Source organism: Candidatus Profftella armatura (Diaphorina cf. continua) (assembly GCF_016593155.1).
Classification (GTDB): domain Bacteria; phylum Pseudomonadota; class Gammaproteobacteria; order Burkholderiales; family Burkholderiaceae; genus Profftella; species Profftella armatura_A.
The window spans coordinates 306,480-319,521 of the sequence record NZ_AP023215.1 but is presented as its reverse complement, the minus strand read 5'-3'; the positions used below and the strand labels follow the sequence as shown (position 1 = coordinate 319,521).

General features: G+C 22.1%; 12 protein-coding genes and 2 tRNA genes. 10 read left to right on the top strand and 4 right to left on the bottom strand.

The genetic code is table 11. From position 1 onward, the window contains the following. Positions 1-8 precede the first annotated feature (8 nt). The 4 genes from JIC14_RS02120 to JIC14_RS01290 all read left to right on the top strand — a co-directional run bounded on the left by JIC14_RS02120 (position 9) and on the right by JIC14_RS01290 (position 1,857). The gene (locus JIC14_RS02120) at positions 9-209 is read left to right on the top strand and encodes a S26 family signal peptidase (protein WP_425305465.1); all 201 of its coding nucleotides are present in this window, start codon (positions 9-11) and stop codon (positions 207-209) included. A gap of 304 nt (positions 210-513) precedes the next feature. Then, positions 514-1,323, top strand: a complete 810-nt coding sequence (gene rnc, locus JIC14_RS01300; protein WP_320412639.1) for a ribonuclease III — start codon at positions 514-516, stop codon at positions 1,321-1,323. A gap of 373 nt (positions 1,324-1,696) precedes the next feature. Further along, a tRNA-Gly gene (locus JIC14_RS01295) sits at positions 1,697-1,769 on the top strand. Between the two features lie 17 nt (positions 1,770-1,786). Then, a tRNA-Cys gene (locus JIC14_RS01290) sits at positions 1,787-1,857 on the top strand. Between the two features lie 15 nt (positions 1,858-1,872). Here JIC14_RS01290 and JIC14_RS01285 read toward each other — a convergent pair. Then, positions 1,873-3,138, bottom strand: coding sequence for an RsmB/NOP family class I SAM-dependent RNA methyltransferase (locus JIC14_RS01285; protein WP_201329652.1), 1,266 nt, complete (start codon positions 3,136-3,138; stop codon positions 1,873-1,875). 45 nt (positions 3,139-3,183) lie between these two features. Continuing rightward, a complete protein-coding gene (adk, locus tag JIC14_RS01280) occupies positions 3,184-3,849 on the bottom strand; it encodes an adenylate kinase (RefSeq protein ID WP_201329651.1) in 666 nt (221 codons plus the stop codon). A 195-nt stretch (positions 3,850-4,044) separates the two neighbouring features. On the opposite strand from adk, the gene JIC14_RS01275 reads away from it, so the two are divergent. Beyond that, entirely contained in the window at positions 4,045-4,638 is a 594-nt protein-coding gene (locus JIC14_RS01275; protein WP_201329650.1) for a superoxide dismutase, read from the top strand. A gap of 144 nt (positions 4,639-4,782) precedes the next feature. Continuing rightward, positions 4,783-7,617 carry a valine--tRNA ligase gene (locus JIC14_RS01270; RefSeq protein WP_201329649.1) on the top strand — a complete coding sequence of 945 codons (2,835 nt, stop codon included), beginning with the start codon at positions 4,783-4,785 and terminating at the stop codon, positions 7,615-7,617. A gap of 108 nt (positions 7,618-7,725) precedes the next feature. On the opposite strand, the gene rpmG is transcribed toward JIC14_RS01270, so the two are convergent. Both rpmG and rpmB read right to left on the bottom strand, forming a co-directional pair. After that, a complete protein-coding gene (gene rpmG / locus JIC14_RS01265; RefSeq protein ID WP_201329648.1) occupies positions 7,726-7,893 on the bottom strand; it encodes a 50S ribosomal protein L33 in 168 nt (55 codons plus the stop codon). Positions 7,894-7,931: 38 nt separating this feature from the next. Next, entirely contained in the window at positions 7,932-8,174 is a 243-nt protein-coding gene (rpmB, locus tag JIC14_RS01260; protein ID WP_201329647.1) for a 50S ribosomal protein L28, read from the bottom strand. Positions 8,175-8,871: 697 nt separating this feature from the next. Between rpmB and tgt the strand changes: the two genes are divergently transcribed. The 4 genes from tgt (at position 8,872) to JIC14_RS01240 (ending at position 12,948) form a co-directional block, all read left to right on the top strand. After that, the gene (gene tgt / locus JIC14_RS01255; RefSeq protein WP_201329646.1) at positions 8,872-10,005 is read left to right on the top strand and encodes a tRNA guanosine(34) transglycosylase Tgt; all 1,134 of its coding nucleotides are present in this window, start codon (positions 8,872-8,874) and stop codon (positions 10,003-10,005) included. A 146-nt stretch (positions 10,006-10,151) separates the two neighbouring features. Further along, the gene (miaB, locus tag JIC14_RS01250) at positions 10,152-11,495 is read left to right on the top strand and encodes a tRNA (N6-isopentenyl adenosine(37)-C2)-methylthiotransferase MiaB (protein ID WP_201329954.1); all 1,344 of its coding nucleotides are present in this window, start codon (positions 10,152-10,154) and stop codon (positions 11,493-11,495) included. Between the two features lie 24 nt (positions 11,496-11,519). Beyond that, positions 11,520-11,981 (top strand): rRNA maturation RNase YbeY, encoded by a 462-nt coding sequence (ybeY, locus tag JIC14_RS01245; RefSeq protein WP_201329645.1) that lies wholly within the window; start codon positions 11,520-11,522, stop codon positions 11,979-11,981. Between the two features lie 97 nt (positions 11,982-12,078). Then, entirely contained in the window at positions 12,079-12,948 is an 870-nt protein-coding gene (locus JIC14_RS01240) for an HlyC/CorC family transporter (protein ID WP_201329644.1), read from the top strand. The last annotated feature ends 94 nt before the right edge of the window (positions 12,949-13,042 follow it).

Genomic DNA, 13,042 nt, shown 5'->3' with positions numbered 1-13,042 from the left:
GAGATTTAATGAGGAATATAATTATATTTTTTTTCTCAAAGAACATTTCAAAAAATTATATTAAACTAATAATTGGTATTCCAGGGAATAATATTATATATTATAAAAAATTAATAATAAATAGTAAAAAAATAAAATACCATATATATACACAAAACTTAATTTTTTTTAAATCAATTTTAAAAAAATTTAAAAAATCCCATACATAAAATATTAAATAATAAAAATAAAGAAAAATTAAATATCATAACAATTTTCTATAATTTCCCTAAAAAAAACTTATTTTTTTCTAATACTAAAAATTTTAATTACATTATTCCAAAAAAAATATTTTGTAATGTGAGATAATCGTGATAATAATTTTGATAATTGTTATTGGGATTTTATTTCAGATAAGAATATCATTAGAAAAACATTTTTTATATGGATGAATTTTAAAAAATTAAATCATATTGGTAATTTTAATTAAAAATTTTATGCACAATAATAAAATAATTTTACAAAAGAATATGCATGTCAGATAAAAAAATGAATGATATCATGTGGTATCTATCATTAGAACATCGATTAGGATATACATTTAAAAATACTGATATTTTAAGACAAGCATTAACACATTGTAGCTATAGCAGCATTCATAATGAAAGATTAGAATTTCTTGGTGATTCTATCTTAAATTGCGTAATTGCTTCATTATTATTTGAGCATTATAATTCAATAAATGAGGGTGATTTATCACGTTTTAGAGCTAATTTAGTAAAGCAACAAACATTACATGAAATTGCTAAAAAATTAGAATTATCAAAGTTTCTATTGCTTGGTGATGGTGAAATAAAATCTGGTGGATGTAATAGACCTTCTATTTTAGCTGATACTTTAGAAGCAATATTTGGTGCAATTTTTCTAGATTCTCACTTTGGTAATGTGCAAAAAGTAATCTATTCCTTATATAAAACTATTCTTAATTCAATTAATTCAATAATAACAGGAAAAGACTCTAAAACTCTTTTACAAGAATATTTACAAAAAAGAAAAATTCCATTACCGGAATATAAAATTTTAGCTACTTATGGCGCCGCTCATAATCAAAAATTTGAAATTATATGTATAATTCCTAAATTAAAAATAAAAACCTGTGGTATTGGACCAAGTCGCCGATCCGGTGAACAAATGGCCGCTAATTTAGCATTAAATTTAGTAAGATCCTCTATAATAAAAATTTCATTTTCTTCAGAAAAATTATTTTTAATTGAAAATAATTTAAGTAAGACAAATACTAAAAATTTAGTTATTTTACCAAAAAATTTAAAGAAAAATATTTAATAAAATTAAAAATAATTAAAAATTAATACATATTAATTAAAAATGCTAATTATTAAGAATATTTTTTATTGAATAAGTTAATATAAAAAAAATTATACTATATTCTATTAATAGAAACTAATTATAGTAAAATTTTTATTTTTTCTAAATTTTATATAAAAATATTTTAATTTATTAAAGAAAAATTCTCATAACAAACATTAATAATTATTGCAATTATTTTATATTTAAATTAATGTAAATATTATTTAATATATAAAAATGTAAATATTATTTAATATATAAAATATAAAATTTTTTATAAAAATAAAAAGTTATTTTCTTGACAAAAATACAAATATATCTATAAAATTTAATTTTTGAATTTAATAATGCGGGAATAGCTTAGTTGGTAGAGCGCAACCTTGCCAAGGTTGAGGTCGAGAGTTCGAGACTCTTTTCCCGCTCAATACAAAATAAATATGGCGGGGTGGCAGAATGGTTATGCAACGGTCTGCAAAGCCGTATACGCCGGTTCAACTCCGACCCCCGCCTTTCTTAATATATTTTTTATTCAATACGTTTCATAATTGCGGCAAAAAAACAGTCTGTATTATGAATATTAGTTAATAGTTTTAAATAATAATCATTGTTAATTGATAATTTGATTTTTTGTTTTTTTAAAATATTTTTTACTGAAATTAAGCAAAAATTTTTATTAATTTCTATAAATTTATTTACAATATCTTCATTTTCTTCTTTTAATATACTACATGTAGAATAAATTAAATATCCCTCTATTCTTACTAACTTAGATGCATTATTTAAAATATTAATTTGCTTACTATTTATTTTTTCTATAAAAAAAGATTTTTGATACCATTTAATATAAGGATTACGACGTAATGTACCTAATCCACTACATGGAGCATCAACTAAAACTCTATGAGCTTTTTGTTCTAAAAATTTAATCTTAATATCATTTTCATTTTTAATTACAATAGGATATACGTTAGATAATCCACTACGAATTACTCTTTTTTTTAATTCTTCTATTTTTTTTTTAGATATATCAAGTGCATATATACAACCAGTATTTCTTATTAAAGCACCAATAGCAAGTGTTTTCCCACCAGATCCAGCGCAAAAATCAACTATTAATTGCCCGCGTTTTATTTCAATAATATGAGTAAGTAACTGACTACCTTCATCTTGAATTTCAATAATACCTTTCTTAAAGAAATCTATTTTTTTTAAAGAAACTTTTTTTATTACCCTCAAACCAAATGGCGCATAAGGAGTAGGAGTACAAAAAATAGAAAAATCTAATAATTTTTTAATAATTATTTCTCTTTTTGATTTTAATAAGTTAACCCTTAAATCTAAAGGAGCAGATTGATTTATTTTTTTAGATAAATCTAAGGTTTCTGATTCTCCATATTGAATTACTAATTTAGTAAATAACCATTCTGGAAAATTACTTTTTATTAACGGTGGAGCCAAATTAAAATCAATTTTCTTATTAAAAAAATAAAATTCTTTTTCAGATAATCCCTCAATAGAAGAAATACTAATCAAATCTTTTAAACAAAATAAAGTTAAATTGCGCGCTGATATAGTTTTATCACCAAATTTATTATAAATAAAATAAAAATATGTAGATTTATTATATAATAAATTATAAACAGCTTTAGAAATAATATTTCTTTCAAATATTCCTAATTTTTTATATTCACAAAAATAATTAGATAATAATTTATTTGGAGAACAGGTAAATTTAAGAATTTTACTTAAAAGTTCTTCAAGAGATTTAATAATTAAAACTGAAAATTTCATATAAATTTTTATATTAATATGGTATTAATATAGATTATAATTATTTTATTTTTTTACTAAAATAGAAAAAATATTATTGCGAACTTTATCTATTGAAAAAGAACCAGATATTTTATAATACCTTGGAAAACCAAAAATTTTAAAAGTTTTTAAATTTTTATAATAATCTAATAAAATTTTTTTTTGTTTATGATAAATAGATAAACGATTTCTAATTGTTTCAATTGTATCATCATCACGTTGAATAAGTAATTCACCAGTAAAATCATCTCTTCCATTAATTTTGGGTGGATTAAATTTATTATGATAAATACGCCCAGAAGCAATGTGTATACGACGACCACTTATACGTTCAATAATCTCCGAATCAGAAACATAAATTTCTAATATATAATCAATAACAATACCCGCTTCTTTTATAGCATGAGCTTGTGATAAAGTTCTAGGAAAACCATCTAGTAAATATCCATTAATACAATCTGAACATTTCAAACGATTTATGACTAAATCAATAATAATATCATCTGAAATTAAATTACCTTTTTTTATGTCATTAGAAATTCTAGTTTTTAAATAATTTTTATTATCAGATTTTATAATATCTCTTAATATTTCACCTGTGGAAATTTGAGGAATATGAAATTTTTTTTTAATAAACATTGCTTGTGTACCCTTACCTGATCCAGGTGCACCTAAAATAATAAGACGCATAATTTTCCTAAAATTTTTAAATAAATTTATTTTTTAAGTTCTTAAATAAAATTAAAAAAATTTTTTTTTATATATTTATTTTATAATCTATTCTAAAAATTTTAATTATGACTATTTTTAAAAAAATAAATATATATTATAATATGAGTTATTAAATATAAATAATTAATCTTTAAAATAAAAAGGAAATAAATTATGGTATATATTCTATCAGAATTACCATACAAATTCGATGCACTTTCTCCGAGAATATCAAAAGAAACATTAGAATTTCATTATAATAAACACCATAAAAACTATTTAAATAATTTAAACAAATTAATTAAAAAAACAAAATTTGAAAATATGTCTCTTGAAGAAATTATTAAAAATTCTTCTTCTGGTCCTATTTTTAATAACGCAGCACAAGTCTGGAATCATTCATTTTATTGGAAATGCATGTCCCCAGAAAATAATATAAAAATTGATAATCAATTAATTATTGAAATTAAAAATAAATGGGGATCTCTAAAAAAATTTAAAGAAAATTTTATAGAATTTGGAGTTAATAATTTTGGTTCTGGTTGGGTTTGGCTAATAAAAAAAAATAATAATTCACTTGAAATTATCAATACATCAAACGCTATTACACCCTTAAACACCTCTGATACCCCATTATTAACAATGGATGTTTGGGAACATGCTTATTATATCGATTATCGAAATAATCGTCTTCGATATATAGAAAATTTTCTAGATATCGTTAACTGGGATTTTGTATTTAAAAATTTTAAAAAAAATTATATTTAAATTAATAATTTTTAAAATTATTTTAAAATACTATTTTAAATCTACAAATAAAATCTTCATAAATTTATTTATGTTATTTCATAAAAAATATTTGTAGATTTAAAATTTTTAAATTTTGTTATAACAATATTTATAAAAAGATATATGGAATTAATAAAATCTTTTGAACCAAATAAAATTGAAAATTTTTGGAAAAAAGAGTGGGAAAAGCAAAAATATTTTACCGCAACCATAAATTCAAAAAACCCATTTTTTGTTTTACAACTTCCCCCTCCAAATATTACTGGTATTTTGCATATGGGGCATGCATTTAATCAATCTATTACAGATAGCTTAGTTCGTTATCATAGAATGCGTAAATTCAATACAATATGGATTCCTGGATTTGACCACGCTGGTATTGCCACTCAAATGGTAATTGAGCGTGAACTTGACATAAAAAAAATAACACGAAAAAATATTGGTAGAAAAAAATTTATTGAAAAAATATTAAAATGGAAAGAAAAATCTAGCTCTAATATTTCTAATCAAATGCGACAATTAGGAATATCAGTTGATTGGAGTAAAGAATATTTTACAATGAATGAAAACACATCCAATGTTGTTACAGAAGTTTTTGTAAAATTATTTGAACAAGGTTTAATTTACCGAGGTAAACGTATAGTTAATTGGGATCCAAAATTAAATACAGCAATATCTGATTTAGAAGTTATATCACAAGAAGAAGATGGTTTTATATGGTATATTCGTTATCCATTAGCTGATAAAAGTGATTATATTACAATTGCTACCACTCGACCAGAAACTATTATAGGAGATGCTGCGGTAGCAGTATCCAAAAACGATAAACGCTATACTCATTTAATTGGTAAATTATTAAAATTACCGTTATGCAATCGTTATATTCCTATTATTGAAGAAAACGAATATATTGATAAAACATTTGGAACAGGCTGTATGAAAATTACACCTGCGCATGATTTTATAGATTATATAATAGGAGAAAAACATAATTTACCACAAATTAATATATTTACATCAGATGCTAAAATAATAAAAAAAGATATTATACCTATTGCTTATCATAAATTAGATCGATTTATTGCCCGTAAAAAAATTATTAATGATCTTAATAAGATGGGTTTATTAGAACAAATTAAATCTCATAAAATATTAATACCCAGAGGGGATCGTACTGGATCAATAATTGAGCCTATGTTAACAAATCAATGGTTCATTGCTGTAAATAAACCCACCCCAAAAGAAACATATTTCTCTGGAAAATCAATCGCAGAAGTAGCTTTAGAAAAAATTAAAAATAATGAAATAGAGTTAATTCCTAAAGATTGGAATAATATTTACCAAAAATGGTTAAATAATATTCAAGATTGGTGTATATCGCGTCAATTATGGTGGGGGCATCAAATTCCAGCATGGTATGATGAAGATGGAAAAATTTATGTAGCTCGTAATGAATTTGATGCACAAATTCAAGCTGGTAAAAAAAAAATATATCGAGATGAAGATGTATTAGATACTTGGTTTTCTTCCTCTATTTTACCTTTTTCGATATTAGGATGGCCTCAAAAAACACAAGAATACAAATTTTTCATTCCATATTCTATTTTAATTACAGGATTTGATATTTTATTTTTTTGGGTTATAAGAATGATTATGATGACCACTCATTTTACAGGAAAAATTCCATTTAAAAAAGTATATATACATGGTCTTGTGCGAGATAGTTACGGTAAAAAAATGTCTAAATCAAAAAACAATATATTAGACCCAATTGATGTAATAAATGGTATTAAACTAAAAGATTTAATTAAAAAGCGCACTTGTGCATTCAAAGATTTAAAAAAAATAGATAATATTACACAAATAACAAAAAAGGAATTTCCAAATGGAATATCTGCGTTTGGAGCTGATGCATTACGTTTTACATTTATTTCCTTATCAACATTAGGGCGTAATATTAATTTTGATTTAAATCGTTGTCAAGGTTATCGTAATTTTTGTAATAAATTATGGAATGCAGCTCGTTTTGTGCAAATTAATGTTTTATCTTGTAATTATAACTCTATTGAATATCAAAATATTAATAACGAAAAAATAAAATTATTAAAAACTGATCGTTGGATTATTTCTTTATTACAAAAAACAAATGTAAAGATTAGAAAAGAATTTTATAATCATCGTTTTGATAATATTGCATCAACTATTTATAAATTTATATGGTATGAATATTGTGATTGGTATTTAGAGATTGCTAAAATTCAATTAAAAAGTAATGATAAATACCATAAACTAAATACTTGTAATACCTTATTGTATGTGCTAGAAACTTTACTACGTTTAGCTCATCCAATTATTCCATTTATCACAGAAGCTTTATGGCAAAAAATTTTTCCATTAAAAAATGGAAAAATTAATGAAAAAAAAAAATCAATTATGATTCAAGAATATCCAAAAATTAATTTAAATAAAATAGATAAAAAATCTGAAAAATGGATAAAACAATTAAAAATGTATGTTAATGCATGTAGAAATTTAAGGGGGGAAATGAGATTATCTCCTACATTACGTATACCATTATTCATAGAATCAAAAAATAATGATAATTATTTAATATCCTTCTTTCCATATCTTAAAGAATTAGCAAAATTATCAAATATAAAAGTAATTAATACTTTACCTACTAACTCAATATCTCCTGTTATTATTTTTGATAATATTAAATTTATGTTAATTACAAAAATAAATGTTAAAACAGAAAAAAAACGAATTTCTAAAGAAATCAATAAAATTAATATTATAATTAATAAAGCACAAAAAAATCTTAATAATGAATTTTTTATGAAAAAAGCCCCAAAAAAAATAATAATAAAAGAGCAAGAACGAATTAATAATTTTTCTACCGCTTTATATAAATTAAAAGAACAGCTATTAAAGTTTAAGAATATATCCAATAATTAAAATATAATTTTTATTTTTTAAAATTTAAATAAAATATTACTTTTATTTAAATTATTAAAATAATGCCATTGAAAATGGCATTCTATTTTTAAAATATTAAAAATTTAATTACTTTATTTTTTTTTCTTTATAAAAAACATGTTTTCTTATTTTAGGGTCAAATTTCATTATTTTAATTTTTTTTGATTTAGAATTCTTATTTTTAGTTGTTGTATAAAAATGTCCGGTACCAGCAGTAGATTGTAATTTTATTTTATCGCGCCTTGATTTAGCCATTGTAAATAATTTTTCCTTTTATGATATTTTTATGATATTTATAATATTATTTTTTTATTATTTTTTTTCATATTAGATAAAACTGCATGTATACCAATTTTATTAATAATTCGTAAACCAGAATTTGAAATACGAAGAGAAACCCAACGATTTTCTGATTCAATAAAAATACGATGATTATGCAAATTAGGTAAAAACCTTCGTTTAGTTTTATTATTTGCATGAGAAACATTATTACCGACTATTGGTTTTTTTTTTGTTATTTGACAAATTCGTGTCATTTAATATACTCCTTTATTAATAATACTAATAATCATAACTAGTTTATAAATTTCATAAATAATATATTAATTAAATATATATGCATTTAACATTAACTATTTTTTAAATTCAATATTAAATGACACACAGTTTAATGTATTTATTTTAATCTATACAATTTATTATTTTATAAAAATTTTATATTAAATTTTAAAATTTTATTAAATGGAAAAAAATTTATAAAATTTTATTTATAATAATATTAATTAATGTTTTTAAAAATATTCTTTTACAATAAATTGTTCTGTTTTTATAATTTATACATTAAAAAAATTTGAAAAATAATCTATTTTCTTATAGAAAATTTTTTATATTATTTTTATAATAAACAAAAAGATATAAAAAAATTCTCTTTTAATTTTAAATTATAAATTCTACAAAATTTTAGTGCCATCTATTAATGGATTAACAAAGTTACTATTTTTATTTTTATGGAAAATAATTTATTTAAATATTAATAATTTTTATATATCATTCATTTAAAATGTATAAAGCAATTAACAATATCGTCATTTAACAATATTTTCATATATAATATTCTTTTCTTTTTTTTTGTCTTATTATTATTCTTTACTAAATTAGGTGATTTTATCAATAACTTAATTTTTTGGATAAATAATACAGGGCATATAAAATATTTATTAAAATATAAATTTTATGTTAAATTTTAAAATATTAAAAACTAGTGGAAATGCACGAAGCGGAATTATCAAACTAAATAATTTTTTTGTAAAAACACCAATTTTTATGCCCGTAGGTACCTATGGATCAATCAAATCAATATCGCCATTAGAACTAATAGAAATGAAATATAATATTATTCTTAATAATGCTTTTCATTTATGGATATACCCTGGATTAGATGTAATTTCTAAATTTGAAGGTTTACATAAATTTATAAATTGGAATCGATTAATTCTTACTGACTCCGGAGGTTTTCAAGTTTTTTCTTTAAATAAAAAAAATAAAATAACTGAAAAAGGAATTTATTTTTTTTCCCCAATTAATGGAGATAAATTATTCTTATCACCAGAAATATCTATGAAAATTCAAAAAATATTAAATTCCGATATTGTAATGCAGCTTGATGAATGTATACCATATAAAATTAATAATCATATCCTTAATGAAAATGAAGTAAAGAATTCAATGAAAATGTCTTTACGTTGGGCAAAAAGATCTAAAGAAGAATTTTATAAAATAAATAATAAAAATTCTTTATTTGGTATAATACAAGGGGGAATGTTTAAAAATTTACGAGATGAATCCCTCGAAAAATTAAAAGAAATTAATTTTGATGGTTTTGCTATAGGAGGCTTATCAGTCGGAGAACCAAAAGAAGAAATGATAAAAATATTAAAATATATCGGACCAAAATTACCAATTGATAAACCCCATTATCTTATGGGCGCAGGAACTCCTGAAGATATAATAATGGCAGTTTCAAATGGTATTGACATGTTTGATTGTGTAATACCAACACGTAATGCAAGAAATGGCTTATTATTTACTAATTTTGGTAATATTAAAATTAAAAATATTCGCTACAAATTTGATAAAAATCCATTAGATTATAGTTGTAATTGTTATACTTGTAAAAATTTTTCACGATCCTATTTACATTATTTGCACCGGAAAAGAGAAATATTAGGAGCTCGTTTAAATACTATTCATAATTTATATTATTATTTTCAATTAATGAAAAACATTAGATTATCTATTGATAATAATATTTTTAAAAAATTTGTAAAAAATTTTTATGAAAACAGACGGTATAAAAATAAACTTTAAAAATTATTTATTGAATAAAAGTTAAATATATAAAAATTTAATAAAAAATAACATTATTTCTTTTATTATTTTTTGTTACTTTATTACTTATATAATTTCGTATAAAATATCTAAAAATTACCTAAAAAAAATTAAATTTATAAATGATGCAAAAAAAACTATTTATTAAAACTTTTGGATGTCAAATGAATGAATATGATTCAAATAAAATTTTTGACATATTAAACTATTCAAATAATATTATTCAAACTAATTATCCAGAAGACGCTGATATTATTTTGCTTAATACATGCTCTGTACGTATTAAAGCTCAAGAAAAACTTTTTTCTAACTTAGGTAGATTATATAAACTTAAATTAAAAAAACCTAATTTATTGATTGGTGTTGGAGGATGCGTTGCATCACAAGAAGGTAAAGCTATTTTAAAAAGAGCACCATATGTTGATATAATATTTGGACCAAAAACTTTACATAGATTACCTCAAATGATCTATAAGCGTAAAATTAGTGGTAAAATACAAATTGATATTGATTTCCCAGAAATTGAAAAATTTGATTATATGCCTCCAGCTAAAATTAATGGAATTACTGCTTTCGTATCTATTACAGAAGGTTGCAGCAAATACTGTAGTTATTGTATAATTCCTTATACTAGGGGTGAAGAAGTCTCTAGAAAATTTAATAGTATAATAAACGAAATATATGAACTTGTTTCACAGGGGGTAAAAGAAATTACATTACTCGGACAAAATGTAAATGCCTATAAAGACACAATAATTGATAGAAATGGATTAACTCAAATTATTGATTTTTCTTTATTAATTGAATATATTGCAAATATTTCTGATATTAAACGTATTCGTTTTATTACTAGTCATCCTAAAGAATTTACTCAGCGTTTAATTAATATTTACTCTAAAACATCAAAATTAGTTAATCATTTATATCTACCAGCACAACATGGTTCAAATAGAATTTTATCAAAAATGAAACGCGGTTATACTATTAATGAATATAAATTAATATTAAAAAACTTACGTGAAATACGACCAGATATTTCGATTTCTAGCGATTTTATTGTTGGATTTCCAGGAGAAACTAATGAAGATTTTAATGAATTAATTAAATTAGTAAAAAATATTGGATATGATAAAAGTTTTAGTTTTATTTTTAGCCCAAGACCAGGAACTCCGGCTGCAAATTTAATAGATAATGTGTCTCATAAAACCAAATTAAAACGTTTAAAATATTTACAAGAAATAATAAAAAAAAACGTAAATAACATTAATTTAAAAATGATTGGTAGTATACAAAAAATTTTAGTCGAATCTAGATCTAAAAAAAATATTTCTGAAATGCAAGGTCGAACTGAAAATAATCGTATTGTTAATTTTAATAGCGACTCCAATAATCTTAATTTAATTGGTAAATTAATTGATGTTAAAATTTTAAAAATTTGTTCAAGTACATTAAAAGCAAAAATTATATAAATTTATAAAGCTTTAATTAAAATTATGCTATTAAGTAATCATAAAAAATCATTATTATTATTTGTGCAATATAAAGATTCTAGTTTAAAAAAAATTTTTCCATACACATTGCTTAAACACTGGGTAAAAGTGGCTTTATATTCTTCAGCTATATTAACTATTAGATTCGTTGATATTATTGAAGGACAAAAATTAAATTATAATTATAGAAAAAAAAAATATGCTACAAATATATTAACTTTTGTATATTCAAAAAAAAATAAACCAATACATGCAGATCTTGTGCTTTGTGTGGATGTACTTCAATTTGAAATAAAAAAATACAACAAAATAATTGAAGAACATGTAGCGCATTTAATTATACACGGTATATTGCATGCTCAAGGTTACTGTCATAAAACAACTATCGAGGCCAATAAAATGAAAAAAATTGAAATTAAGTTATTAAAAATATTAAATATATCAAACCCCTATAATAATTATTAATTTATAATAAAAAAGATTTTTACTGAAAATTACTATTTTAAAAAAAATTATAAATATAATTATTTTATAGAAAAATTTATTTTAAAAAAAAGTCAATATGCAAGAATTTTTAAATAATTCTAATTTTAATAAGTCTAATCGTTCATTATTTGAACGATTAACAGCTTTTATATCTTCTGAACCAGAAAATCGCACGGAATTACTTAATGTATTGCAAGATGCTTATGTTCGTAATTTAATTGATTCTGATACATTATCAATGATTAAAGGTGTTTTTCAAGTATTAGATCTCTCAGTTCATAAAATCATGATACCACGATCGCAGATGGATATTATTGATATTAATCAACCAATTAAAAGTTGGATTCCAAATGTTCTTAATACTGCTCATTCACGTTTTCCAGTAATTGAAAGTGATCGAGATAAAGTTATCGGTATATTGTTAGCAAAAGATTTATTACGCTATTACGCTAATGAATCATTTGATTTAAGAAAAACAATACGTCCAGCTATTTTTATTCCAGAAACAAAACGCTTAAATATATTATTACGTGATTTTCGTTCTAATCATAATCATATGGCAATTGTAGTAGATGAATACGGGGGTGTATCTGGTCTTATTACAATTGAAGATGTTCTTGAGCAAATTGTTGGAGACATTGAGGATGAATATGATACAAATGAAGATAAAGATGATATTCTTCCTATTAAAGATAATGAAAGAGGTCATTGTTGGAAAATTAAAGGATTAACTGAAATTTCACATTGCAATGAAGTACTTGGAACCAAGTTATCTAATACAAATGCAAATACTATAGGCGGTTTTATCGCTAATAATTTACGAAGAGTCCCAGTTAAGGGAGATAAACTTGAACAAGATGGTATTTTATTTACTATAATTTCAGCCGATGAACGTAAAGTACATATTATTTTAGCTGAAAGAATTTTTACTCCTTTATATTACTAATTTAATTAGATATTACTAAAGTACATTGATAAAAATAAATAAAAATTAATTTTTAAAATATAATTTTTAAAAATTTTGAATCTACAATTATATT

Bases quoted from the DNA above. Each gene is read 5' to 3' on its own strand.
- JIC14_RS02120 (WP_425305465.1), top strand. From the start codon at position 9: ATGAGGAATATAATTATATTTTTTTTCTCAAAGAACATTTCAAAAAAT.
- rnc (WP_320412639.1), top strand. From the start codon at position 514: ATGTCAGATAAAAAAATGAATGATATCATGTGGTATCTATCATTAGAA.
- JIC14_RS01285 (WP_201329652.1), bottom strand. From the start codon at position 3,138: ATGAAATTTTCAGTTTTAATTATTAAATCTCTTGAAGAACTTTTAAGT.
- adk (WP_201329651.1), bottom strand. From the start codon at position 3,849: ATGCGTCTTATTATTTTAGGTGCACCTGGATCAGGTAAGGGTACACAA.
- JIC14_RS01275 (WP_201329650.1), top strand. From the start codon at position 4,045: ATGGTATATATTCTATCAGAATTACCATACAAATTCGATGCACTTTCT.
- JIC14_RS01270 (WP_201329649.1), top strand. From the start codon at position 4,783: ATGGAATTAATAAAATCTTTTGAACCAAATAAAATTGAAAATTTTTGG.
- rpmG (WP_201329648.1), bottom strand. From the start codon at position 7,893: ATGGCTAAATCAAGGCGCGATAAAATAAAATTACAATCTACTGCTGGT.
- rpmB (WP_201329647.1), bottom strand. From the start codon at position 8,174: ATGACACGAATTTGTCAAATAACAAAAAAAAAACCAATAGTCGGTAAT.
- tgt (WP_201329646.1), top strand. From the start codon at position 8,872: ATGTTAAATTTTAAAATATTAAAAACTAGTGGAAATGCACGAAGCGGA.
- miaB (WP_201329954.1), top strand. From the start codon at position 10,152: ATGCAAAAAAAACTATTTATTAAAACTTTTGGATGTCAAATGAATGAA.
- ybeY (WP_201329645.1), top strand. From the start codon at position 11,520: ATGCTATTAAGTAATCATAAAAAATCATTATTATTATTTGTGCAATAT.
- JIC14_RS01240 (WP_201329644.1), top strand. From the start codon at position 12,079: ATGCAAGAATTTTTAAATAATTCTAATTTTAATAAGTCTAATCGTTCA.